Here is a 26670-nt window from a genome sequence, read left to right as displayed (position 1 = left end):
GAGGCTCACGTACGGTTCTGTGAGAGGGTTCAGGGGAGGTTCCTGGGCTCTACTCGATAATTCGCCCTTCTTAAAATAGGGTAAACAGTTTAAATATGACCAACTTTGCTACCCTTCCTGTAGTGACCAGTTATCATAGTCTAGGGGATTTCCTCGAATGTAACACATTCAATTGATTAAAGAGGAACCTCCTAATCTTTTTCCTCTAGCGCAATCTATTATCCTATTATTCATATGTGGCTCTGGATCAGTTTTATACGCCCAGTTGTAACGCGTCTCCTAAGGAGGATACGCCAATGCCGCAGGCATTTGGGTTTATTCAGCTTCTTATCTCATCCCTATCAATTAGGATAGTTGTTAATCATTTTTTGAACAGCGAAATGTAAGATTTAAGAATTGCGTTAGATACAGCAAAACAGTTAGGTCTCTCTTTCCTAATACGTCAATTGCGCAGGAGCTATTTCACACTTGTAGTGCGCATGGAGGAGCAGGGCTCGAACACTCCTATATGATTAAAGCGTTAGAAGTGATGGCAAATTATCAAATTAAATCCTAGCTAATAGAATTAATCTGCGCATAGCTACGCGACAGCAAAAGCCAAATATGCGAGTAAATAAAAAACGAGAAAAGGCAAGGAAGTTAAATAGGATAGGGGAAACTAGCTATATATTAGTTGTTATTAGATAGGGAGAACTATACATCTCCCTATCTAATTTAGAGGATAAATTAGTTATTTTCTAACCAAGCATCCATTTCATTTTTAAGATTATCTGACTGCGTACCAAAAATTGCTTGAACGCCTCCAGCAACAATGATAACAGCTTTAGCACCAAGTTGTTTAAGCTTATCTTCATTTACAAGAGAAGCATCATTAACAGAAACTCTCAAACGCGTAATACACGCATCTAAATTAGTGATATTAGCTTTACCACCAAATGCTTTAACGAGCTCTTCGGCCATAGAACCAGAGTGATCTTGTTGCATCCACTCATCCATTTCACTTTTTAAATTATCAGATTGTGTACCAAAAATCGCTTGGACACCACCTGCAACCATAATTACACCTTTAGCACCAAGGGCTTTAAGTTGATCTTGATTAACTATAGCCGAATCTTTAACAGAAACACGAAGTCTAGTAATACAAGCATCAAGATTAGTGATATTACTTTTACCACCAAATGCAGCAACTAAATCTGCAGCAATAGATTTCCCATTTTTAGATGATTTGACTTGAGGTTCAGCTGCAGAGCCATCATCATCTTCACGACCAGGTGTTTTGAGATTGAACGCTCTTATCATGAATGTAAACACGATAAAATAGATAGCTGCATAAATTAATCCCATCAATACAAGCAAAATTATATTTTCAGATTTTGATGATAATAAAGCAAAGTCAATGAAGCCGTTTGAGAAAGTATGTCCATGTACTATGCCTAATGAGTTAGTGATAACATACGCTGAACCAGCTAATACCGCATGGACTGCATAAAGAAGCGGCGCTAAGAATAAGAATGCAAATTCAATAGGCTCAGTAATGCCTGTTAAGAATGAAGTCAACGCAGCAGAAATCATTATTCCTAAAACTTTTTTACGGTTTTCAGGCTTAGCAGCTAAGGCTATGGCTATTGCAGCAGCAGGTAGACCAAACATTTTAAACAGGAATCCACCCGCTAATTGACCAAATCCATTTCCAGCAGCTCTAGATGCATCATCAGCAAAAAGGAAACAGGTCATAATTCCACGCAAAGGTTCACCATCACTGTTTACACATGATCCAGCCTCATAGAAGAATGCAGCATTCCATATATGGTGTAAACCAAATGGAAGTAAACTTCTTTCAACAAGACCGTAAACACCAAATGCGACAACAGGGTTTCCAGAAGCAGCCCAGTCAGAGAAAACTTTTATTCCGGTACCAATAGGAGGCCAAACAATGGCTAAAAAGATACCAACAAAAAGTGATAAAAATCCTGTCATAATAGGCACAAAACGTTTACCTGCAAAGAAACCTAAATATTCAGGAAGTCTAATATTGTAGTAGCGATTGAAAGACCATGCAGCAATACCACCCACTATGATCCCACCAAGTACCCCTGTATTAAAGATATTAGCAACAGAGACGGCGGGTGCAGGTAGAGTAGGATCAGCTGCTTTAGCGGCCTCCATTTCAGCGGCAATTCTTATTACATCGTAATTAAAGAATATTTCGTTAAATGCAGGACCTGCAACGACGATTGAGGCAGACATGATGCCATAACCCACAATAGCAGAAAGAGCGGACACACCATCGTTTTTAGTAAAGCCTAATGCAACACCGACTGCAAATAAAAGTGGCATTTGATCAAATACAGACTCACCAGCAACCTTTAATAAATGTTGAATAGTAAGAAGAAAGCCTGGAATATTGGATTGAAAGACAGGTGACAAATCAGCAGCACCGAAACCAAGCATGATACCTGCAACAGGTAAAACGGAGACGGGTAGCATCAATGCTTTACCTGCTTTTTGCAAGGAAGCAAAGAGGTTTCCAAACATAAATAAACTCCTTAAAGGGTTGTTCAATATAATAAAAGATAACAAGTTCAAAAAAGACTCAAAAAACTAGGCTATTTTAGCTGATTACTTATTGCTAAAAAATAAGTAAAGGTGTTACAAGTTAATTGAATCTTAGTTAGTAAGACACCAAACTGTTACATTATAGCGTTAAAAAACTTATTTTATTCTTAAAAAAAAGAGAATAAGTAAAAGTTTTTGATAAAATCGACATTATTCATACTTTTAATTGTGAGTAGTACCTATTTAAATGCAAATAGACTATAGCAAAAGAAGCGAGTGATAAAGTGTTAATTATCTAGAGGATCGATATCTAATGACCAGCGAAGTTTATTTCCTGTAGTTTGATGACTAAGAATTGCATTCAATAGATTTAACTGCTGATGAAGCTTCTGTCTGTCTTTATGTTGTATGAGAAGTTGCCATCTAAAGCGGCCTTGTCTTTTAGCAAGTAAAGAGGGGACCGGACCTAAAATCCATAGATTATTATCAAAATAGGGCGATGCTTTTAGTTCATTTTTGATAGCCATTAAAAATTGATTAGCTAATTGACTTTGAATGGATTCAGCTCTCAAACAAGCTAAATGAGAAAACGGAGGTAGAAGGGTTTCTTCTCTCTCTTTTAATAACATTTCACTCAATCCTTTGTAACCTTCTTTAAAGAGCATTGTAAGCCAAGGATGTTCTGGATGATGTGTTTGCAAATATACAGTTCCAGGTTTGCTTGCCCTGCCAGCACGTCCTGAAACCTGCGTAAATAGTTGACCAAAATGCTCTGCTGAACGAAAATCAGCGCTAAATAGAGCGCCATCTACATCTAAGAGGGCAACGAGTGTTACATCTGAAAAATGATGACCTTTAGCAAGCATCTGTGTTCCGACGATAATTCTTCTTCCTCCTTGATTAATGAGTTCAAGTTCATCTTCAAGCTCCCCTTTTTTACTTACTGTATCTCTATCAATTCTACTGATAGGCACTCCTGGAAATAGTTGAGTAAGTTTTTCTTCTAATTGTTCAGTGCCTATTCCTGCTGGCATGAGTTGCGTACTGCCACAGCTATAGCATTGAACGGGTGTTTTGATTTGGTGATCACAGTGATGGCATCTGAGTTTGTTAATTGCTTGATGTAGGGTGTAAGATTTTTCACAATGCCTACATTCAGCTATCCAACCACATTCATGGCATAATAAAGCAGGCGCATAGCCTCGCCTATTTAAAAATAACAGCACTTGATTATTAGAAGCCAGATGTGTACGCATCACTTGTATCAATGGATGAGACAGGCCCGCTTCTAATGGTTGATTTTTTAAATCGATTAAATGCTGTTTAGGTAAACTTGCATTACCTGCTCTTTTGGTTAATGACAGAAGTTTAAATTTGCCTATTTTTGTATTATGAAGTGTTTCCAGAGAAGGTGTTGCTGTACCTAGTATGACCGGTATATTTAAGGGCTTAGCTCTTGTAATAGCAATATCTCTTGCATGATAACGAAAACCTTCCTGCTGCTTATAAGAACTGTCATGTTCTTCATCGATTATAATTAGTCCTAGGTTTTTAAAAGGAGTAAAAACACTTGAACGTGTACCAATAACTATCGCAATGTCTCCGCTTTTAGCTTGCTGCCATGCTTTTAGTCTCGCATTATCATTTAATTTCGAATGTAGCATAGCGATAGGAACAGAAAAACGAGCGTTAAAACGAGATATTGTTTGTGGGGTTAATCCAATTTCAGGAATAAGTACAAGAACTTGCTTACCCGCTTTTAGGACTGTATCAATTAAATGTAGGTAGACTTCTGTTTTACCAGAGCCTGTGATTCCTTCAATAAGCCATGTATTAAAGTTTTCTTTAAGTGTTGCGATGACGCCAACTGCAGTGGCTTGTTCTTTGTTGAGAGTCAATGCATTATTTGCACCTGAGTAAGTCTTAGTCCAATGTGCGTCTGCAGGATATTCAGAAGGGGCAACTTCAATCGCTACCTCTTCAATGATTCCTTTTGCTTTAAGGGCATTAATTGTTGCAGTTGAATGACCAAGTTCTTTTAGTTCAATACTTGGAAATGAGCTATTTTTTAATAATTCGTATAAATTTTTTTGTTTAGGTGCACGTTTAAGTTCTCTATTCAGTAAATCAGCATCAGCAATTCGCGTTTCTAATTGTTCGGCTTCAATTGCAAAAGAATGATTTGAGCTATACGACTCTATTAATCTGCATATTTTAACTGTTTCTTTTTTTAATTCGTTAGGTTTTCCTTCTCTTAGCAATAAAGGTAGGGCATGAAAGAGAACCTCACCTTTAGGGTGCTGATAGTATTGGCTAGCAAAAAATAGCATCTTAAGCATATCTTTATCAAAAACAGGTGAGCTGTCAATAATGCTTTTGATTGCTTTAATTTTAGTAGTTGGAATATCTGTTTTATCTGAGTGAGAGAGGATTATTCCTACTTTGGTTTGTCGCCCAAAAGGAATGACTACTCTCCCTCCAATAATAGGATCTTCATTAAAAGGCCATAAATAGTCAAATGTATTGTAAAGAGGCGTTTGAATGGCCACATTAACGAAACGTTGTTCTATCATTCTGCTGCTGTTGAACTAGAGGGTAAAAGAGCCATGACTAGATGAGTCATCATCCAATCCACGATAAAAGGTTGAGCTTCTTTAGTAGGATGAATACCATCATCTTGAATAAAAGAAAAATCATTTTTTTCATTCGCAGCAACTAAATCGGCCATATAAAAGGGAATCAGCGGTATATTATGAGTTAGGGCAACTTTGGGATAAACACTTTTAAAACCGGTCACATATCTTTTACCAAGGTTTTGGGGAATATCAATCTGCATTAATATTGGCTTTGCACCGCTTTGTTTTATCTTAACGACAATTTCATCAAGGGTATTTTTTAGGTTAGCAAGCGAAAGACCTTGCATTCCATTGTTAGCCCCTAATTCAATTAAAACAAAATCGGGTGAATGCGTTGTTAATAAGTTCGGAAGTCTTGCAAGTGCTTGTTCTGCTGTATCTCCGCTTACACTCCCATTTACGATATAGGGATAAATCAAATAAGAACTTTCTTCTGAAAGCTTTTGTTGATCATTTAACTGTTGTTCATTCATAGCCTGAAATTTTATATTCAGTAAAGTGGGCCAGTTATCTTCAGAAGAGAGTCTATAGCCCGCACTCAAACTATCGCCTAAAATGAGTAGTGTGGGGATCTGCTTAGTAGTCAATTCCTTTTGAACTGAATCATTAGCATAGCTTTTTGTCGGATTTAGAACGAGTCCAATACATAAGAGTAGTAAAGTAAATTTTGTCAAAAGTTTTTTATAGAAACACAAAGTGGCTAAACTGTTACATTGAGATCTAGAAACTTTATTTTTTTGATAGTTAAAATTTTTATTCAAATTAAATACCAACATATCATGCCTTGTTTAGTTTATGGGAAAAAGTTTTTTGGAGGTAACGGAAAATATTTCATTTTCATATGCTTTTAAGCAATATTCTACGGAATTAAATATAGATAAGGTAACACAAAGATATCAGATTTTGCGCAGAAAAGGAAAAAATTATTGAGTAGCTATCAATTTGAATTATTCCAGGGTAAATATTTTCATTCAACGAGGTTTATTCACTCCCAACTTATATAGACCTAAACTAAAGAGTAAGTAATAAGACGTTTAAATAAATCAAAAAACTAAAATAAAGTGATTTATTTGTAATTAAATTTTACATTTAGTTATAAATTGATAAGTAATGATCTAAATACGAAAAAGAAATGTAAAAAATTACATTAAGGTTTAATTATTGATATATAATTGTAAAGTATGTTGGTTTTAATAGATGAAAGTTTAAGAGTATAAGCTGTATAAATTAATCATCTGGCCTCATACAAATATTATTAGATCATTATTAGCAAAATGCATATTCATTTTATCTAAGTGTGATTTAGCTAATTTTTTTTATATTAAAAATATTGATACAGGAAAATCCTATGAATTTTTTATCAAACGTTTTTACATCAGTGACAAACACTGCAAACCAAGTGTTCAATTCTGTAAACAATATGTTTACTGACATTCAAAATTCAGTATCAAACATCACAAGCGTGTTTTCAGATACTTTAGCTAATGTAAGTACTACTCTTGCTGGTTCATTCGCAGTTATCTCATTAGTTACTACTGCGGTTACTAACAGCATTATTAATAATGCAAAAATCATTATCGGCGAAACTACAATCATTTTCCAATCTATTTATGATGGCGGTAAAAATGCTATCGATAGCATCAAAAACAACTTTGATGAAATCAAAAATGGTGGTGATATTGTTGAAAATATCGGTGACATCTTTACTGATTTAATTGCTAGCGGTAACGCTGTTTTAACTACTTCAGGATCAAGTGCTGGTAAAATTGCTGCAAGTTTTGAAGATGCATTCTCTACTCTTACTCAAGGTGGCACAATGATCGGTAAAAACCTATCAAGTGCTTTTGAATCGGTTTTAGGTGACTTAACTTATGCTTATGGTTCAGTTGAATATGATTTCAATGATATCCTTCAAACAATCATAACTAACAGTAAAGATATCGGTGCTGCATTTAAAGAAGGCGCACAAGAAATCGGCGACGAATTCAGTGATTTCTTCAGCCAATTCAAAAACATGGATTTCTCTGATTTACTTAAAAATGTTTCAGCGAAAAACTTTAACGCTTCGCGTTCAACTTTAAGATTATCAGTTGATGAAGTATTATCTGTTGCAGAAGATGATGTATTTGTTCTTAATGGTGACAAAGGTCAAAAAATCGATCTTAACCTTACTTCTAAAGGCTTCACTAAATCAGGTACAGAAGGTGATTATGCAGTTTATACTCACAAAGATGTCCTTTTCTATGTTGACCAAGACATCGCTGTAATCTAATCATACTTATAATATTCATTTTTTACTGAATATTATATATGATATACAGCAGGCTTATTTTTAAGCCTGCTGTATTAAGTTTTTACCCTCCAACTATACAGTCTAATCAAAAGTCTTATAAAAATAATAAATAATAATGATTAGAAATCAATTCTGATGAGAATACGTTAAATGAGTTATGAAAAAAACATAGGGCAAATTGCTAATGCGTATAAAGCAATTATGAAATATTCTGAGCGTGATCCTTGGAAAGAAAAACTATTAATCACTCAAAGAGATTTTCTGTTAAATGTAGCTAATTCAATGGATATTGAACCAGCACACTTAACAAAGACACTTGCTGATAATGATATGGCTGCAGATGTGTATGGGTATATCATGGAAGTCATGTGTTCTAAACGATATCAAAACGAAGGTTCAGATACATTTACTATTTTAGCGTTGGAATATCTAGAAAAAAATAGCTGGAAATTGAAACCTTTTCAGAAAGCCTTTTTACAAGAGTTGCCAAATACCTTGTTTTCATTTTGGCGAATTACTAAAACTTCTACAAATCAAGTAAATTTTGAAAGTTATCCTTTCGCTGGGTATCAAATAACACTAGCAGATGGAAGGTTTGTAGAACAGATGAAAACTGATGATATTGTACTAACTAAATTAGTTAAAGTTGAAGAAGAAGTTTATCCAGGTGCAATTATAACAACATTAAAGAAAGAACTTGCTGATGCGATCATTGTTGAATCTCACGATAATAGTATTGAATTTTTAAATAATTATAAAAAAGAAAGTGAAGAGAATCCAGGTAGTGAAATCTTAGATGATGAATTTGTGAAAAGAATTTATGTTTACAATAACTTAGACTATATTATATTTAAGCATTGGATCACTGATTCATATAAGAAAATAACAAATCAAACTAGCGGATCATAACATTGCAGGATTTTGAAGCATTACTTTTACAATGATATTAAATCAGTAAAAGTAATGTTTAAATTGAATCTAGGTGTAAAGTAATTTAAAACACCCAATTGAAATTAAATATAACCAAACCAAGCCAAACCAAACCAAATAAAACCGAACCAAACCAAATTAGATCTTGCGAAACAAATCATATAGATTGTGGGGTAGCGACTATCGTTGTATTTCCTCAGCATATTGAATTGCTACGTGATGAACTCCCATCGATAACTATCAAAATTAAACGTAGTTCTTCCTCAGTTAATACTCCTCCCTTTTGCTCTAATCGGCTAAATTTTTTCTATCATTGAATAGAAAAGACTTTAAAAGGGATTATGAGTTTATTAAAATTTGGTAAGAGACAAATTATAAAAAAAACGATAGAGTATCAGTAATGATTATTTTAAGTCTATTAGAGTGTATCACCGTGTAATCAACTTAGCGTGTAAAAAAACTTAATTCATAGTTATCGGAAGTTGAATTATTTATCGTTCAAAAAGCATCAGATATCTTTTTTAAAACATAAAGTGAAAGTAGATTTGAACACATTAAGCATATTAAGATATGGAAATGACTTTTAAAAATGATTATCTTTTAAATAAATACATCTCAATCCAATACCAAAGGTTTATAACACAATTTATTCTAATTAAAAGTCACAATAAAAAGGAAATCAAGTGAGTACAGAACAACAAACGAACTACGTAGTTAACGTTGAAAAATTACAAAAAACGGTCGAACAGGGTAATGATACTCTTACAATATTAAAGAACATTAATTTAACTATAAAATCAGGAGAAAGCTGCGCTTTAATTGGAGAATCTGGATCTGGTAAATCCACTCTGCTTGCGATTCTAGCGGGATTAGATGATGGCACCTCAGGCGAAGTATCTTTACTTGGTCAATCATTAAATAAGTTGAATGAAGATGAACGCGCTCTTCTCAGAGCTAAGGGTATTGGTTTTGTTTTTCAATCATTCCTGCTAGTCCCTACATTGACCGCCCTGGAAAATGTTCAATTGCCAATGATGCTAAAACCCCAAAATAATGAAAATAAATATGATGAAACTCATGCAAAAAAATTAGCAACAGAACTGTTAAGTTCTCTTGGACTAGAAAAAAGGCTAAACCATTTACCTTCACTATTATCAGGCGGTGAACAGCAAAGAGTGGCTTTAGCAAGAGCATTTATCTCAAAACCTCAAATCCTATTCGCTGATGAACCTACAGGAAACTTAGACAGGCAAACTGGTGAAAAAATAGCAGATCTATTATTTACATTGAATAAAAAAAATGGGACGACACTTGTTCTAGTCACTCATGATGAAAGTTTGGCGAGACGATGTGACAGGCAAATGAAATTAGTGGGTGGAGAGTTAATTGATGTGTCAATGCTTCAAAGCTCAACAATAAGTGGCGAGGCTTAATATGATTTTTAGATGGTTTATAAGAGAGTGGAAAACACCTTCACTAATTATTGTCTGGTTAGCCATGAGTTTATCTGTGGCTGCAATACTCGCCTTAGGTAGCTTAGGTGATAGGCTTGAACAAAGATTAAACATCTATAGCAAAGAGTTTATGGCGGGTGACCTGGTTTTACGATCTACAAGACCAGCACAAGAGGAGTGGTTGCAAAAAGCTTATTCATTTGATCTAGAAATAAGCCGCCAGCTGAGTTTTCAAACAATGGCTTTTGTTGCGTTAGCCGATGAAAGTATTCCCTATGACCCATTAGAGGCAGCTCCACCCTTGTTGGTTTCAGTAAAAGCTACAGATAATTTGTATCCACTTTATGGTGAATTAGTTACTGAACCCTTAGGTCTGACTGTCCAGCAAGGTGGAGTTTTAGTTGCTGAAGATATCTTGATTAAATTGAACCTGAGTATTGGTGATCAATTAGAAATTGGCGATGCAACATTTTCAATCATTGGTAAAATTGTTAAAGAACCTGACGCAGGATTTTCAGGGATTCAATCAGCCCCCAAAGTCTTAATGCATATTGATGATATAGATAAAACAGGGGCTGTTCAATTAGGTAGTCGCTTGACTTATAGATATATGCTGGCTGGAGAGAAAACTCAGGTCGATAGATTTTATGATTACCTTAAACCTATTTTACCTGCAACTTATCGATTTGTCGGGGAGGGGGACTCTGGTTCTGGTGTGAATAGAACGGTTGACCGGGCAAGACAATTTTTGATTTTGTGTTCCATCTTAACTCTACTCCTTAGTGGTTCTGCTGTGATGGTTGCGATGACGCACTATACGAAAACGCGTTATCAATTAGTTGCTGTTTTAAAAACTATGGGCGCTACACATAAAACATTGAGGCGATGGATAGTTGGCCAATGGGTCATGTTACTTATTTTATCTATTGCTACAGGCGGTCTACTCGGTATAGCAACTGAACAGGGATTAATTTATGTACTAAGGAATGTCTTACCAAAAGATTTACCAGAAGCCTCATTTAAGCCATGGATATGGGCCGCAGTGAGTCTGATTATAATGGCTTTTTTAGTCGGCTTAAGACCTTATCTACAGTTACTAGTAACACCACCTATAAGAGTTTTAAGACAGACGACACTAAAACCATTTATTCCTTTAAAAATTTATTTGCCAGGAATAACGCTATTTTCGATTGGATTGCTATTTAGTCTGGTTGGATTTAATAAAATTGTTTGGTCTGTGTTGTTGGGTATTGGATTTTTAGCCGCGTTATTAGGTCTTGTTGGATGGTTATTATTGAAATTACTCAGAAGTATAAAATCAACATTTTTACCATTCAGACTTGCGGTAAATCGTCTTTTACATCAACCCAGAATCACTTTTAGCCAATTATCGGCTTTTTCACTTTCATTTATGCTGCTTTCACTCCTGATTGCAATGCAAAGCGATCTTTTAGATCGCTGGCAGGCTCAATTACCTAAAGATACGCCTAGCTATATATTAATGAACATAAATGAGGGGCAAAAAAATCAGATTGATGAGTTTTGGAATAATCAGGATATTGTAACTTCACGCGATTATTTTACCATTGTACTTGCTAGAATTACTGAACTAAATGGAGTAGAAATTAAATCAGCGCTTGGCGAAAAAGCACAAAGAGCTGAAGCTTTAAATCGAGAAATTAATCTAACACAGCTTAATACACTACCAGAAACAAATGAATTAATTGCAGGGACATGGCCACCCAAGCCAGGTGAAACATCTATTGAGCAAAGTGTTGCGGAACAAATAGGAATTTCATTGGGCGATTCGCTAACATTTGATAGTGGAGGTAGAATATTCAATGCTAAGGTGACTAGTATACGTAAAGTGGACTGGGAGAGTTTACAGCTTAACTTCTACTTTATATTCCCTGAAGGTCAACTAGATGCTTACACTAAAATGTGGATTACTCCATTGATCTTTGATGATAAGTACGGTGCATCTTCTGAAAACGCTACTAATGTCACTGCTAATGAAGACGCAAATGCTTCCTCCAAAGTGAGAATGATGGCGGAGTTTTCACGGACATTCCCAAGTGTCTCAGTACTTGATGTTTCTGCATTAGTCACCTTAGCGGGTAATATCATCAGTCAAATTAGCGGTGCATTGCAATTTATGGCTGCTTTAGTCATTCTTTGTGGTGTGCTATTAATGTTTGCACAAGTCCAAGTCAGTATGCGACAAAGACATATTGAATTGGTAGTCTATAAAACACTTGGTGCGAGTCGCTCAATTTTGAATAAAACCATTTGGATTGAGTTTTTAATTTTAGGATTGGTAGCAGGGTTAGTAGCAATATTAGGTGCTGAAGTGGCTTTATGGGGATTACATGTTTATGTTTTTGATTTTCCATGGACACCTAATTTTAAATTGTGGCTATTTACCCCGATAGCATCTAGTGGTTTATTGGTGCTGTGTGGATGGCTGCTCAGTCGTAAACTGGTAAACTATCAGTCTAATTTAAGGGCGCTTAATCAATAAAAAATTTTTTGAAAAAGGAAGAATTAGGTAATCATAACCTGATCTCTTAAGACGATATATAAAAGGGCTACAGAGTCAATACGATTTTCTTTAATCGATTACATCGGCCCTTAAGATCATTATGTTATTGGTCATAACTAAAAGCTATTAGATTAAATAGTTTTGACCCTTTACCATCAAAAGATATTTTGTTAGAAACAAATTATTCAAGTGCTTACTTTTATCTAATGTGTTTAATTGACTAAATCAGAGGTTTATATGAATAAAAAAATAGTCGCAAGCTTAGGATTATTGTTGTCCCCATTTGCTGCCTTTGCTAATAACCTTATAGTATGTACTGAAGCCAGCCCCGATGGTTTTGATGTCGTACAGTTTAACTCTCTCGTTACTACCCAAGCATCAGCGGACGTGATTTTTAACGGTTTGGTTCGTTACGATGAAACAGAAAAATCCGTTAAACCTAGCTTAGCCAAGAATTGGACTATTTCAGATGATGGCTTAACTTATTTATTTGATTTACATGATAATGTGGTTTTTCACTCAAACAAATCATTCACTCCTAGTAGGACTTTAAACGCTGATGATGTGTTATTTTCATTCAATCGTATGCTAGATAAAAATCATCCTTGGCATAAAGTCGTTGGAGCTACAGGTTTTCCACATGCTCAATCTTTTGGATTAGCTGAACTTATTAAGTCGATTGAAAAAACAGGAACTCACCAAGTTAAAATTGAATTAACGCGTCCTGATGCAACATTTTTACCCTTACTCACGATGGGATTTACTTCCATTTATTCTGCTGAATATGCTGATTTATTGGCCAAAGAGAATCGATTCAATGAGTTAAATACTCAACCAATCGGTACGGGACCCTTTTCATTAAGACAATATACAAAGGATGCGAATATAAGATATATTGCTCATAAAGAGTATTTTGAAGGGGAACCTCCTGTTAAACAGCTTGTATATGCAATTACTCCTGATGCTGCAGTAAGGACTCAAAAGGTAGAAGCTGGTGAATGCCATATCGCAGTGGCTCCAAAGCCAAGTGACGTTAAATTAGCGATTGAAAAACAACATATTAATGTAAACCAAGTACCTGCATTCTCTACTGCCTATGTGGCGTTAAATACGCAAAAAGCACCTTTTGATAATGTGCTGGTACGACAAGCTGTAAACTATGCTTTTGATAAAAAAAGCTATAATCAAGCAGTATTTGAAGGCACAGCGATTGAAGCAAATACGCCTTATCCTCCCAATACGTGGAGTTTTAATGACAAAATTATTCCTTATGAATATAATGTAGAAAAAGCAAAATCTCTACTTGAACAAGCGGGATTAAAAGATGGATTCAAAACGACGATATGGGTAAGACCTACTGGTAGTGTATTGAATCCTAATCCAAAATTAGGTGCTGAAATGTTGCAGGCGGACTTGAAAAAGGTTGGCATAGATGCCTCAATCCAAGTGATTGAATGGGGCGAACTTATCCAATCAGCAAAAAAAGGTGAGCACGATATTCTCTTTATGGGGTGGGGTGGCGATAATGGTGATCCGGATAATTTCTTGACACCTCAATTTAGTTGTAATGCAGTGCAATCAGGTACAAATTTCGCTCGCTTTTGCGATCAAAAATTACATGGCTTAATTGAACAAGGTAAAACGACATCTGATATTGCAACCAGAACTGCTCTGTATGAAGAAGCGCAACAAATTATTCATGACCAAGCATTGTGGATCCCGCTTGCGCATCCTACAGCCTCGACATTATTAAGAAAAGAAGTGAAAGGATATCAGACGAGCCCATTTGCTAGACAGCATCTTTCCCAAGTGAGCGTCGAATAATATTTTAATCTCAGTTAAAAAAACCACTTAGCTCTTTAGCTTTTAGCGACAAGATAAGTGGTTTTTATATTTTTAAAGCAATATTTCTAACTATTTAGTCAAGTGCCTCCAATAGACCTATAACCTTATAGTTAAAAAAAAGTAGGCTAACTCGTAAGTAAATGATAATCTAATTTAAATTAAAATCTAACGGTCCGATAAAAGATTTTAAATACTCAAATTAAAAGTATTTTGAATTATCATCAACATTCTAATTCTTGAGCCATTTTCATAGCCAAATATTTTGTGCAAGACAATGAAAAATGGATAACAAACTATAAATCAATCAAAAATCTAAATGCATCATGTGCTATCATCATTTTTTGATGTATTTATATACAATAGTTAAGTTATTTTTATTTATTTTAATATTTTTGTGAAAATTGTACTTTTTTATAAAAAGCAGGTTATATGATGGGTAAGTTTTTTATCAAAAGAATTTTAGTATTATTCCCAACTTTTTTAGGTATTACTTTACTGACCTTTATCTTAGTTAAATTGATTCCAGGTGATCCTGTTGAAATTATGATGGGAGACAGAGGATTAAGCCCTGAGGCACACAGTGAAGCTATTCGAGCGCTTGGTCTAGATAAACCATTTATTGTCCAATATTTCAATTATCTTAAGGATATTCTAAGTGGTAATTTTGGTGTGTCATTTTCATCTAAAACACCTGTTATAAGTGATTTTCTTACTTTATTTCCTGCAACGATTGAATTGACTTTCTTTGCTATGCTATTTGCTATTGGTGTAGGTGTTCCTCTAGGTGTGCTTGCGGCTGTAAAAAGTGGATCCTTTTTTGATAACGCGGTGATGGCGATTTCTTTAACAGGTTTCTCTTTGCCAATCTTTTGGTTTGCACTAATTATGATCCTCTTCTTTTCAGTTACGCTTGGTTGGACTCCTGTTTCTGGAAGAATAAGCAATTTTTATTACATAGAACCCTATACAGGTTTTATGCTGATTGATTCGATTAAAGCTCAATTAGACGATCCTGAGTTTAGCCAAGGTGCGTTTTTAAGTGCACTTCATCACCTTTTATTGCCTTCCATAGTACTCGGTACTATCCCTTTGGCGATTATTTCTCGAATGACCCGATCTTCAATGCTAGAGGTACTCAAGGAAGATTATGTTCGAACGGCTTATGCTAAGGGCCTTTCTCCACGCAAAGTAATATTTGGACATGCCTTAAAAAATGCACTTATTCCTGTCATCACCGTAATAGGATTAAGTGTCAGTTCGTTATTAGGTGGCGCAGTACTTACAGAAACCATTTTTTCTTGGCCAGGCATAGGTAAATGGTTAATCGATTCAATTTCTAAACGGGATTATGTTGTAGTACAAAACGGTATTTTATTGATTGCTTGTGTTGTGATTTTAACAAATTTCTTTGTCGATATTCTTTATGGGATCATTAATCCTAAAATGCGCCAACTAAGTAATTAAAGAAAGCATTAAAGAATGAATTGAAGAATGAATTCAAGAATGTATTTAAGGAATAGGCTATGTCAGTTGTTAAAAATGGCGATATATTAAAAGACAGTCTCATTAGAGAATTTTGGGGTAACTTTACTCAAAATAAAGGCGCTCTTATCGGTTTTTATTTACTTGCGCTCATTATTATCCTAGCTCTTTTTGCTCCTTGGATATCACCTTATGATCCTATTGAACAATTTCGTGAATTCCGACTGACACCACCAATATGGTATCAGGGAGGAAGTTCACAATTTATTTTAGGCACAGATGAAGCTGGGCGTGATTTGCTTTCTAGATTAATTCATGGTGCTAGATTGTCACTTTTTATTGCTATGGTTGCAATTTTGATGGCCTTCAGCTTAGGTGTTGTTTTGGGGTTACTGGCTGCTTTTTATCCGAAATACCTAGGAAGTATTATCATGCGGATTGTCGATATTAAAATGGCACTCCCTACATTATTACTTGCTGTAGCCATTATGGCAATTTTAGGCCAAGGTCTATTTAATGCAATGATAGCGATTGCCATTGCAGCTTTACCTGCATTCGTTCGTTTAACAAGAGCAACTGCATTATCTGAAATAAGCAAAGAGTATGTAAATGCCTCTAGAATTGCTGGAGCAGGCGATTTTCGGTTGATGTTTTTTACTGTATTGCCTAACTGTATATCGCCACTGATCATACAAATGACGTTAAGTTTTTCTTCAGCTATTTTAGAAATAGCAGCCCTAGGTTTTTTAAGCTTGGGCGTAGAGCCCCCTTTAGCTGAGTGGGGGACAATGCTTTCCTCGGCTAGGGATTATATGCTGACGGCTTCTTGGGTAGTTACTTTACCTGGGCTCATGATCTTAATTACGGTTATCTCTATAAATCTGATTGGCGATGGATTACGCGATGCACTAGATCCAAAACTTAAACAAATTCAATTGCCATTACAGAAAAAAGTAGAGGCAAATCAGCCCTTATTATCCATAAAGAATTTATCAATATTTTTCGGTGAGCAAGATAGTTTTATCAAGGCTGTCAATCAAATTGATTTAACGGTAAACGAAGGAGAAATTGTTGGAATAGTTGGTGAATCAGGATCTGGAAAATCAGTGACTATGATGGCGGTAATGGGACTTTTAGGGACTAAATCGATGGTATTGGCCGACTACTTACGTTTTAGAGGGCAGAATTTGATGAAGATGACACCCTCACAAAAACGTAAAATTGTTGGAAAAGAGATGGCTATGATCTTTCAAGACCCAATGACTTCTCTAAATCCTACTTATACCGTAGGGCGTCAATTGATGGAAGTATTGGAAATACATCAAGGACTTAGAGGGAGCACTTTAAGGAGTAAGGCTGTCGAATTGTTGAAACTTGTTGAAATTCCGTCTGCTGAAAAAAGGATAAGCCAATATCCTCATGAGTTATCAGGGGGAATGTGTCAAAGAGTCGCAATTGCTATGGCAATCGCTTGCCAACCTAAACTACTTATTGCTGATGAGCCTACGACCGCACTTGATGTTACTATCCAGGCGCAAATCATGGAATTACTTGTAAGTTTACAAAAAAAATTCAATATGTCTTTAATACTTATTACTCACGATCTCGCGGTAGTGGCTGAGATAGCCGATAGAGCGATTGTCATGTACTCAGGAGAAATAGTCGAAGAAGCCGAGTTGCCCCAATTATTTGAATCACCAAAGCACCCTTATACAGAGGCATTACTTAAAGCCATCCCCGAACATAATGAAGGGATATCTAGACTAGCAGCATTGCCTGGAATTGTACCCCCATTGAACAATAGGCCGGTTGGATGTCTCTTAGCAGAACGTTGTGCCTATGCAAAACCGCTTTGTTATTCTGAACACCCTAATTTGAATCCTCTTCTGATAACATCTAAGGCATCAAATATATTGAATAATAAAGTGAGATGTTTTTTTCCACTGGCTGAAAAGATAAGTTTTGTTGAGGAGATTACTCATGCTTCATAATTTAAAACCTCACTCAGAAGAGTTGTTCTCGCTTGAAGTTAAGGAGTTAAAAAAATATTATCCCATCAAGAAAAATTTTTTTAATTTAGCCAAAGTAAATAAAAATCCTCAAATGGTTAAAGCCTTAAATGGGGTGAGTTTTTTCCTTAAAGCGGGAGAGACAATCGCTGTGGTCGGGGAGTCTGGTTGTGGAAAATCAACGCTTGCAAAACAAATTAGTTTATTAGAACGCCCCACTTCAGGGGATATTATTATCCAAGGTAAAAATACCGTTGGACTCAGTAAAAAGGAGATACAGCAATTTCGGACCCAAGTGCAAATGGTTTTTCAAAACCCATATGCTTCACTTAATCCTAGAGCGACTATTGGTAAACAGCTAGAAGAACCTTTGCGGATAAATACTGACTTGACAGCGAAAGAACGAAAGGAAAAAGTTTTGGAACTGATGGGGCTGGTCGGATTGATCCCTGAATATTATGATAGATTTCCACATATGTTTTCAGGTGGACAACGACAGCGTATGGCGATCGCAAGAGCCATGATCTTAAACCCAAAGATTGTTATTGCTGATGAGCCAACTTCTGCCCTTGATGTATCAATTCAAGCACAAGTGCTTAATTTATTTTTAGATTTGCAAGATCAATTTAAAACCAGCTATCTATTTATTTCACACAATTTATCTGTTGTAGAGCATATTGCGGATAGAGTTATTGTCATGTATCTGGGCAAGATAGTGGAGTTTGGAAGCAAAAAAGCGATTTATCAAAGCCCTATGCATCCTTACACTCAGGTATTATTATCCTCTTCGCCGAGCGTTTATGCTAAAGACAGAAAAAATAAAATCAAAGTGACAGGTGAGTTGCCAAGTCCGCTTGATATTCCCTTAGGGTGCGCTTTTAATCAAAGATGTCCTTATGCTACTGATGAATGCCGTTCTTTAGTGCCTGAATTAAGAAGTATTGAAGGTACTTATGTGGCTTGTCATCATGCGGAAAAAATAAAATAAAATAAAATAAAATAAAATAAAATAAAGGAATAAAGGAATAAAGGAATAAAGGAATAAAGGAATAAAGGAATAAAGGAATAAAGGAATAAATAGAAAGTAAAAAACTGCATTGTACTTCAATGAGATTAAAGGGTAGTTAAAGTGTTATTGCGAACTATTAGATAACGGCCATAGAAAATTTAATGAGCTTAAATCCTTGTAGAAATTGGGAATTGCATACTAATGGAAAACCTTATTGAATAAATAAATGAACCAGGTGAGGACTAAACACATAAATTGAGTGCAAAAGGGGATAAGATAGTGCTCTAAGATGATGTATTTTCTCAGCCTAAAGCACTTCTCTTATTAATACATAGCTACTTTTTGATAGTACCAGACTTTAAATCTGACACAAAATCACTCAGTTGTTTCAGCATGCGTGGCACATCATCTAGATTGTGTTCAATAATTTTTACAATTGCAGAACCTGAAATAGCTCCCATTGCTCCCGCTTCAATTGCTTCAACGACCTGATCTTTGGTTGAAATACCAAAGCCTTGCAATGCAGGTGGTGCCCCCGCTTTTTTTAATGCTTCAATTAAATGTAATGCCGGTCTATTGGCTTTTGTTTCAGCGCCAGTCACTCCCGCCCTCGACAAGAAATAGGTATAGCCACGGCCATATGAGGCGATGTGTGTGATCAGTGCTTCATCCGCATTAGGCGGACAGATAAAAATAGGACTGATACCATGCTTTATCGCTGATTCACTAAATGGTTGGGACTCTTCAAAAGGCACGTCAGCTATCAGAACTGAGTCTACCCCCACGTCTTGACATTTTTTATAAAAAGCATCGATTCCATTAGTAAAAACTAGATTGGCATACATTAGTAAACCAATTGGAATATCCGGATTTTTTTCTCTGATCTCTTTTAAGAGTGTAAAGCAATCGGCAACAGTCACTCCAGATTTAAATGCTCTTAATGTAGCATTCTGAATAGTCGGACCATCAGCTAATGGATCTGAAAAAGGGATACCTAATTCAAGTGCATCAGCGCCTGCATCTATCAATGTTTGAATGATTTTTTTAGATGTAGTTAAATCAGGATCGCCAATAGTAACAAACGGAACAAACGCCCCTTCGTTCTTTTGATTTAATTGTTCAAATGCATTTAGGTATCTACTCATTTTATGGCACCATTTTTTGTTAAAATATCAAATACAGTAAATATGTCTTTGTCTCCGCGACCTGATAAATTGACAATCAGGACTTGTTCTTTGTTTGGTGACTCTTTAGCCATTTTAATTGCATAAGCGAGGGCATGAGAGGACTCTAGTGCAGGAATTATACCCTCATTTTTACAAAGAGCTTGAAATGCAGCAAGAGCTTCTTCATCAGTGACTGAAACATACTCAGCTCTACCAATTGCGTTAAGGTGTGCATGCTGTGGGCCCACCGAAGGAAAATCGAGACCTGCTGAAATGGAGTAAGACTCTTCGATTTGTCCCTCATCAGTTTGCATCATAGGTGATTTCATACCAAAGTAGATTCCGACTTTACCATGTGAAACTGTTGCCCCGTGTTGACCTGTTTCGATACCAAGACCACCAGGTTCTACTCCAATTAATCTGACTGATTTTTCTTCGATAAAATCTGCAAACATACCTATGGCATTCGAGCCACCACCAATACAAGCGAGAACAGCGTCAGGAAGACGGTTTATTTTTTGTCTTAGTTGGGTCTTGGCTTCTTCCCCAATCATCCTTTGAAATTCTCTAACAATGGTTGGGAATGGATGGGGACCAGCGGCTGTTCCTAGCATATAGTGCGTTGTTTCATAGCTTGCAGACCAATCTCTTAAAGCTTCATTACACGCATCTTTAAGCGTTGCAGCACCACTGTGAACAGGAATGACTTCCGCACCCATTAGTTTCATCCTAAACACATTAGGGGATTGACGTTCAACATCTTTCGCTCCCATGTATATTTTACATTCTAATCCCATCAGTGCACACGCTAAAGCGGTGGCTACACCGTGTTGGCCAGCCCCTGTTTCTGCGATGACTTTTTTCTTGCCCATGCGTTTAGTCAATAAAGCCTGGCCTAATACCTGATTTGTTTTATGAGCGCCACCATGCAATAAATCTTCTCTTTTTAAAAAAAGTTGAGTTTTGGTGCCCGCAGTCAAATTTTTGCACAGTGTCAAAGGTGTAGGGCGGCCTGCATATTCTGTTAATAGGGTTCTAAATTCTTCTTTGAAGGATTCATCATCAATGGCATCAACAAATGCCTTTTCCAATTGCAATAGGGCCGGCATGAGCAGTTGAGGAACGAACATTCCACCAAATTCACCAAAGTATGGATTAAGTAGTGTTTTTTGTTGTGTTGACATGGGGTTACCACCATTTAATAAAAGCTATGTTGAATGTCTAAAATGTAATTTTAATAAGATAATATACGGCAAAAGATAGGTAGAAACAGAGTACATCAATGATGTCGAAAGACATTTAAAAGTCATTCTTTTTCCAATAACTATAAGTGTATCAGGTGTACTACTAAAGTGATACACTTATTTTGACATTTTGAGAAATTTTTCTAATTTTGTGCTATAATAAATCAGATATTTCACCGAGTTACTGGATTTTCAAACTCCTCTAAAACCTTATATATAGGAGAGTGGCGAATTTACAGCTTTAGGTGTTCTTCACGTGTGTTGAGTGACTTGTTACATACTATAATATTTAAGTTAAACGGGTAATTCAAGAGCGAATAATATAAATAAGCTTATAGCACATATTAAACCCAATAGAGAATTTGAACGATAAGGATGACCGGCATTATGAGCGATACAGCCAAAGAGATTAGACCTATCAATATTGAAGATGAGATGCGTAATTCTTACTTAGATTATGCCATGTCAGTGATTATAGGTCGTGCATTACCTGATGTCAGAGATGGACTTAAGCCTGTACACAGACGTGCTTTATTCTCTATGCATGAATCGGGTTATGATTGGAATAAACCTTATCGAAAATCAGCGAGGGTTGTGGGTGATGTTATCGGTAAATATCATCCCCATGGTGATACAGCTGTTTATGATACGATTGTTCGAATGGCTCAACCATTTTCTTTGAGATATACGTTGATTGATGGGCAAGGTAATTTTGGTTCTGTAGATGGGGATTCTCCTGCCGCAATGCGTTATACCGAAGTCAGAATGAAAAAAATTGCCCATGAATTATTGGCCGATTTAGATAAGGAAACCGTTGATTTTGTTCCTAACTATGATGGTACTGAACATATGCCATCAGTTCTTCCTACAAGAGTACCTAATCTTTTACTCAATGGTTCATCTGGTATCGCTGTCGGTATGGCCACCAATATTCCTCCACATAATCTGACTGAGGTTATTGATGGTTGTCTTGCCTTTATTGAAGATGAAAATATTTCTATTGATGAGTTAATCACTTATATTCCCGGCCCTGATTTTCCTACCGCGGCAATTATTAATGGCCGTAAAGGGATTATTGATGCCTATAAAACGGGCAGAGGTAAAGTCTCAATTCGTGCAAGAGCGGAAATTGAAACCGATGAGAAATCAGGCCGTGAGACAATTATTGTCCATGAGATTCCTTATCAAGTAAATAAAGCGAGATTAATTGAAAAAATAGCTGAACTAGTCAAAGAGAAAAAACTTGAGGGTATTTCAGGGCTGAGGGATGAATCAGATAAGGATGGGATGCGCATCGTTATTGAAATCAGACGAGATGCAGTAGGCGAAGTTGTATTAAATAATCTCTACGCTCAAACTCAAATGCAGACCTCTTTTGGAATTAACATGGTTGCCCTTCATCAAGGTCAACCGAAATTAATGAACCTAAAAGAGATCTTAAAAGCGTTTGTTAACCATCGTCGTGAGGTTGTAACTCGTAGAACCATTTTTGAATTACGTAAAGCAAGAGACAGAGCGCATATCTTAGAGGGGCTAGCAATTGCTTTAGCCAATATCGATGAAGTGATTGAAACCATCAGACAGGCTCAAAACCCAGCAGAAGCTAAAGTAGCCCTTCTTGAAAAAACTTGGGCTCTCGGTGATGTTGCAAAAATGCTTGAAGCAACAGGAGATGACACAGCAAGACCTGAATGGCTAGAGCCTGAATTTGGTATTAATGATGGTAGATATAAACTGACTGAACAACAAGCCCAAGCAATACTCGATTTAAGATTGCATAAACTGACTGGTTTAGAACATGAAAAACTATTAGAAGAATATAAAGGCTTACTTATCAACATAGCTGAACTTCTTCATATTCTTAACTCTCCAGACAGATTAATGGAAGTTATTCGCGAAGAACTAGAAGCAATTAAAACTCAGTATCAAGATGAACGATTAACTGAAATAAGAGACAGCGAAGCGGACATCAACTATGAAGATTTAATCACTCAAGAAGATGTTGTTGTGACTTTATCACATCAAGGATATGTTAAGTACCAACCATTAAGCGATTATGAAGCCCAGCGTCGAGGGGGTAAAGGTAAATCAGCTGCAAATATCAAAGATGAAGATTTTGTTGAAAGATTGTTGGTGGCCAATACCCATGACACTATTTTATGTTTCTCTAGCAAAGGCCGTTTATACTGGTTAAAAGTCTATCAATTGCCAGAAGCAAGTAGAGCTGCGCGAGGAAGACCAATTATAAATGTTTTACCTCTAGAACCAGAAGAGAGAATTACTGCCATTTTACCAGTAAAAGAATATACCGAAGGTCTTTATGTCTTTATGGCTATGGCGAGTGGTATTGTTAAGAAAACTGCATTAACTGACTTTAGTAAACCAAGAAAAGGGGGAATTAAAGCCGTTAATCTTAACGATGGTGATGAATTAATTGGTGTTGATTTAACCAATGGTAATAATGAAATCATGCTATTTAGCTCAGATGGGAAAGTACTTCGTTTCCTTGAAGAAGTCAGAGATGAAGACAATAAAGTCATAAAAGGGGTGAGACCACTTAGCCGCACGGCAACTGGCGTGCGAGGTATGAAGTTAAAAGAAGGGGCTAAATTAATCTCACTAATTGTTCCTAAAGAAGAGGGCGATATTCTTACTGCAACTGAAAATGGTTACGGTAAACGTACTCCTCTGTCACTTTATCCGCAAAGAAGTCGTGGCACACAAGGTGTGTTTTCTATCAAAATGAGTGAAAGAAATGGTTCAGTGATTGGTGCTGTTCAAGTTGTGCCTACGGATGAAATTATGCTCATCACGAATGGAGGGACTTTAGTGAGAACTAGGGTCGCTGAAGTGAGCCGTGTAGGGCGAAATACTCAAGGTGTGACGCTCATTCGTACTCGTAATGATGAGTTACTTGTGGGATTAGAGCGTGTCGCTGAAACTGAGGAGCTTGATGAGGAAGAAAAACAAGCGCTTCTAGCTAATGAAGTGGATGTCATTGCAGATGATATTGATGATGAAATCGAAGATTCTGACGACAATGAAGAAATGGATGATACCGAAGAGTAGTATCTATTGATACTGTTAACCGTTTATTTAGCAATAGTCCAATGCAATTACGGCTATTGCTAAGAAAAGAACTATCATAATATTCACGGTTTTATTTTTCACGTTTAATTTAATTCATCAATTTGGAATGTGCGTATGATTTTAAATGCAACCCTTTTAGGAAAACATCTTGCTCAACATCCCTACCATCAAATTCAATTATTAGATGCTGGTATACAGCTTAATGGCCCCAAAGAATCAAGAATTATTGCATTTAATCAAATAGTGAGTTTTGCCTGTAAAAGAGGAATTATATGGGGAGAACTGGCATTTATTCTTAGTGACGAGGAAGAAGTCAGTATCCATGGTTTAGAGTGGCAATCGACACAAGAATTTTATGATACTCTGCTGAAAAGTTGGCAAGCATGGAGTCGTGAAATGCAAGAGCATACGACAAAATTGCTTGAAAAGCAGATCTTAAGAATTAATGAATTAAGTCAAAGACACTGCTGGCTTCCGCAAAAGGAATTTTTAAGACTCGCATTAGAAGTACAAACCACCTATGAATCTTTGCCTATACCTGAAGATAGAATTGCTGAATTTAAAGGTCTTGTTGAATTAGATTATCTTTTACAACAATGGCAGCATGAAGGAATTCAACGTTGGCATGATCATAACCATGAGTGGACAATTCGAATTAAGCAAGAACACCAGTCATTTTTTAATTCATTGCCGATTGAACTTGATCATTCTCAATCTTATGTGGTGTTGCAACAAGAACCCATTATGTTAGCGTTAGGGGCACCTGGTAGCGGTAAGTCCACAGCACTAATCGCAAGAGCCGCATGGCTTTTATACCAACATGATTTAGCCCTTGATACACTAAACCCCGTATTATTACCTATTTTACCGTCAGATGTGTTGTTGCTTGCACCAGATAACTCTTCAAAACAGGCGCTTAAGAAAATCGCGCAAAGTTTCATACAACGAAATATTAATCAATTACCACTGCATACTCCATATGAATTAGCTTTTTATTTATTAAAACAAACAAGCAAAAAAGAGATCAACTTATTTTCGTTATTAACAGATCCTAGCGCAAGAGAGGATTGGCTGTTAGAGACATGGCAACAATTGTGTTCTACCAAAAAGCCCTTTGCTAAAATATGGAGAAAATTTTTATCAGAAAATTATGAATGGGAACTTATCGAAGGTGATTTTTGGCTAGAGCCTAATATTGCAATGCGCATGGGCGCTAGATTAGATAGATGGCTCAAGCACCTTCGCTTTGAAAAAGCTAATAATACTGCAAAAGAAGCCCTAGAGGTGTTAGAAGCATCTAAGCAAAGTCAAGCAAGTGCCATCAACAAAGCCGAGTTTAGTCAGTCTCAAGCCCTAGCTACGCAAGAAATTTATCCAAATGCCCTGAAGGCTCCTGATGAAGCTCAAATAGTGGCAGAAAGAAAATTATTCGCCCCTTTATTCAAAGCATGGAAAGATAAAATTAAGCTAGAAAAAGCGATTGATGAACCAGAAGCTATATTACAAGCCATTAAAGCTGTTGGGCGAGCTAAATTTACAACACCATGGCGCCATATGCTGGTCGATAACTATCAAGAGTTCTCATTATTGTCTCGATTACTTTTAAAAGGATTGCAAGAAAAATCAATTGGAGCTCATGCTCTTTATTGTGCCGATGATGCTCAAATTCTTACGGTAGGGCAAACACCTCAAGGTATAGATGATTTTATCGAAGATGCAAAGAAATTACCCGAGGAGTATGTGGTTTTTGAATTAGAGCATGACTATCGATTAGCACCTGAGATCCGAAAAACAACGGATAAATTTATCAATAAAAACCCAAGTCAACAAATAAAACCGTTCATCGCTCCAGAAATTAAGGCCAGTAAATTAGGAGCGTTTGCTCAAAAACTGATGGCACCTAAACATCAAAATGGATTATATACGGCGCATGAATCTCTAATTTTTGATTTAATTGATAGATTATCAAGTTATGCGCCTAAGCCATCACTTGTATTGCTCAGTGCATTATATGATTATCAGATCCCCTCTGGGGTATTGGAACTTAAATCAAGATGGCCCCACTTACAGTTTGTTGTTAAGCCCTTTAATCAACTGCATGGAGTAGAATCTGATTTTACTTTTGTCTTTGGGTTACAACAATTTGGTGATAGTTTCCCTGCGTTTATTCGTGATATTGCTCTTGAGAAACATCTATTACCTCCCATGGAGAGCTTTCTAGATGCTGAGATGCGTCGATGGTTATATGTCGCAATGACTAGAGCTAAACATAGCACTTGGCTTATTCATGATATGGAAAAACCGTCCATTTTTGTTCCTGAACTTATCGAATTAGGTGCAAAACCCATTGAAAAATAAATTTCACGCGGTCATTGTTCATGATTATCGGTTTAAAAAGGTCTTTTTTAGGGTTC

The 26670-nt window shown here is 36.3% G+C and carries 15 protein-coding genes and 2 pseudogenes; 11 read left to right on the top strand and 6 right to left on the bottom strand.

Annotation, left to right across the window (positions count from 1 at the left end; translation table 11 throughout):
- Window positions 1-111: 111 nt before the first annotated feature.
- The 4 genes and pseudogenes from ACFFIT_RS13090 to ACFFIT_RS13075 form a co-directional block, all read right to left on the bottom strand.
- Window positions 112-315 (bottom strand): annotated as a pseudogene (locus ACFFIT_RS13090) (GMC family oxidoreductase N-terminal domain-containing protein); the annotation flags it as partial.
- 411 nt (window positions 316-726) lie between these two features.
- On the bottom strand, window positions 727-2535 hold the full coding sequence (gene ptsG, locus ACFFIT_RS13085) for a PTS glucose transporter subunit IIBC (RefSeq protein WP_385878345.1): 1809 nt from the start codon (window positions 2533-2535) through the stop codon (window positions 727-729).
- A 308-nt stretch (window positions 2536-2843) separates the two neighbouring features.
- Entirely contained in the window at window positions 2844-5129 is a 2286-nt protein-coding gene (gene priA, locus ACFFIT_RS13080; RefSeq protein ID WP_385878343.1) for a primosomal protein N', read from the bottom strand.
- Window positions 5126-5866 carry a GDSL-type esterase/lipase family protein gene (locus ACFFIT_RS13075; protein ID WP_385878342.1) on the bottom strand — a complete coding sequence of 247 codons (741 nt, stop codon included), beginning with the start codon at window positions 5864-5866 and terminating at the stop codon, window positions 5126-5128. The genes priA and ACFFIT_RS13075 overlap by 4 nt, the downstream gene beginning before the upstream one ends.
- Before the next feature lie 674 nt (window positions 5867-6540).
- On the opposite strand from ACFFIT_RS13075, the gene ACFFIT_RS13070 reads away from it, so the two are divergent.
- The 9 genes and pseudogenes from ACFFIT_RS13070 to ACFFIT_RS13030 all read left to right on the top strand — a co-directional run bounded on the left by ACFFIT_RS13070 (window position 6541) and on the right by ACFFIT_RS13030 (window position 18735).
- Entirely contained in the window at window positions 6541-7464 is a 924-nt protein-coding gene (locus tag ACFFIT_RS13070; protein WP_385878340.1) for a hypothetical protein, read from the top strand.
- A 171-nt stretch (window positions 7465-7635) separates the two neighbouring features.
- The gene (locus ACFFIT_RS13065; protein ID WP_385878339.1) at window positions 7636-8394 is read left to right on the top strand and encodes a hypothetical protein; all 759 of its coding nucleotides are present in this window, start codon (window positions 7636-7638) and stop codon (window positions 8392-8394) included.
- A 704-nt stretch (window positions 8395-9098) separates the two neighbouring features.
- Entirely contained in the window at window positions 9099-9848 is a 750-nt protein-coding gene (gene ybbA, locus ACFFIT_RS13060) for a putative ABC transporter ATP-binding protein YbbA (RefSeq protein WP_385878337.1), read from the top strand.
- A gap of 1 nt (window position 9849) precedes the next feature.
- Window positions 9850-12390, top strand: coding sequence for a putative ABC transporter permease subunit YbbP (gene ybbP, locus ACFFIT_RS13055; protein ID WP_385878335.1), 2541 nt, complete (start codon window positions 9850-9852; stop codon window positions 12388-12390).
- A gap of 258 nt (window positions 12391-12648) precedes the next feature.
- Window positions 12649-14235 carry an ABC transporter substrate-binding protein gene (locus tag ACFFIT_RS13050; RefSeq protein WP_385878333.1) on the top strand — a complete coding sequence of 529 codons (1587 nt, stop codon included), beginning with the start codon at window positions 12649-12651 and terminating at the stop codon, window positions 14233-14235.
- A gap of 453 nt (window positions 14236-14688) precedes the next feature.
- Entirely contained in the window at window positions 14689-15720 is a 1032-nt protein-coding gene (locus tag ACFFIT_RS13045) for an ABC transporter permease (protein WP_385878356.1), read from the top strand.
- 59 nt (window positions 15721-15779) lie between these two features.
- Window positions 15780-16652: pseudogene (locus ACFFIT_RS13040) on the top strand (ABC transporter permease subunit); the annotation flags it as partial.
- 21 nt (window positions 16653-16673) lie between these two features.
- Entirely contained in the window at window positions 16674-17729 is a 1056-nt protein-coding gene (locus tag ACFFIT_RS13035; protein WP_385878354.1) for an ABC transporter ATP-binding protein, read from the top strand.
- Window positions 17719-18735: a dipeptide ABC transporter ATP-binding protein gene (locus tag ACFFIT_RS13030; RefSeq protein ID WP_385878331.1), complete on the top strand. Its 1017-nt coding sequence runs from the start codon at window positions 17719-17721 to the stop codon at window positions 18733-18735. Before ACFFIT_RS13035 ends, ACFFIT_RS13030 begins: the two co-directional genes overlap by 11 nt.
- Window positions 18736-19091: 356 nt before the next feature.
- Here ACFFIT_RS13030 and trpA read toward each other — a convergent pair whose 3' ends face one another.
- Together trpA and trpB are read right to left on the bottom strand one after the other, a co-directional pair.
- Entirely contained in the window at window positions 19092-19901 is an 810-nt protein-coding gene (trpA, locus tag ACFFIT_RS13025; protein WP_385878329.1) for a tryptophan synthase subunit alpha, read from the bottom strand.
- Window positions 19898-21106, bottom strand: a complete 1209-nt coding sequence (gene trpB, locus ACFFIT_RS13020) for a tryptophan synthase subunit beta (RefSeq protein ID WP_385878327.1) — start codon at window positions 21104-21106, stop codon at window positions 19898-19900. The genes trpA and trpB overlap by 4 nt, the downstream gene beginning before the upstream one ends.
- Before the next feature lie 447 nt (window positions 21107-21553).
- Between trpB and gyrA the strand changes: the two genes are divergently transcribed.
- Window positions 21554-24235: a DNA topoisomerase (ATP-hydrolyzing) subunit A gene (gene gyrA / locus ACFFIT_RS13015; RefSeq protein WP_385878326.1), complete on the top strand. Its 2682-nt coding sequence runs from the start codon at window positions 21554-21556 to the stop codon at window positions 24233-24235.
- Between the two features lie 135 nt (window positions 24236-24370).
- The gene (locus ACFFIT_RS13010) at window positions 24371-26614 is read left to right on the top strand and encodes a UvrD-helicase domain-containing protein (RefSeq protein WP_385878324.1); all 2244 of its coding nucleotides are present in this window, start codon (window positions 24371-24373) and stop codon (window positions 26612-26614) included.
- Window positions 26615-26670: the final 56 nt, after the last annotated feature.

Origin of the sequence: Thorsellia kenyensis (assembly GCF_042432445.1) — a bacterium.
GTDB classification, from domain to species: domain Bacteria; phylum Pseudomonadota; class Gammaproteobacteria; order Enterobacterales; family Thorselliaceae; genus Thorsellia; species Thorsellia kenyensis.
This window is presented reverse-complemented; position numbering and strand designations above follow the sequence as displayed.

Coding starts and splice junctions, on each gene's coding strand:
- ptsG (WP_385878345.1), bottom strand. CDS start 2,535: ATGTTTGGAAACCTCTTTGCTTCCTTGCAAAAAGCAGGTAAAGCATTG.
- priA (WP_385878343.1), bottom strand. CDS start 5,129: ATGATAGAACAACGTTTCGTTAATGTGGCCATTCAAACGCCTCTTTAC.
- ACFFIT_RS13070 (WP_385878340.1), top strand. CDS start 6,541: ATGAATTTTTTATCAAACGTTTTTACATCAGTGACAAACACTGCAAAC.
- ACFFIT_RS13065 (WP_385878339.1), top strand. CDS start 7,636: ATGAGTTATGAAAAAAACATAGGGCAAATTGCTAATGCGTATAAAGCA.
- ybbP (WP_385878335.1), top strand. CDS start 9,850: ATGATTTTTAGATGGTTTATAAGAGAGTGGAAAACACCTTCACTAATT.
- ACFFIT_RS13050 (WP_385878333.1), top strand. CDS start 12,649: ATGAATAAAAAAATAGTCGCAAGCTTAGGATTATTGTTGTCCCCATTT.
- ACFFIT_RS13045 (WP_385878356.1), top strand. CDS start 14,689: ATGGGTAAGTTTTTTATCAAAAGAATTTTAGTATTATTCCCAACTTTT.
- ACFFIT_RS13030 (WP_385878331.1), top strand. CDS start 17,719: ATGCTTCATAATTTAAAACCTCACTCAGAAGAGTTGTTCTCGCTTGAA.
- trpA (WP_385878329.1), bottom strand. CDS start 19,901: ATGAGTAGATACCTAAATGCATTTGAACAATTAAATCAAAAGAACGAA.
- trpB (WP_385878327.1), bottom strand. CDS start 21,106: ATGTCAACACAACAAAAAACACTACTTAATCCATACTTTGGTGAATTT.
- gyrA (WP_385878326.1), top strand. CDS start 21,554: ATGAGCGATACAGCCAAAGAGATTAGACCTATCAATATTGAAGATGAG.
- ACFFIT_RS13010 (WP_385878324.1), top strand. CDS start 24,371: ATGATTTTAAATGCAACCCTTTTAGGAAAACATCTTGCTCAACATCCC.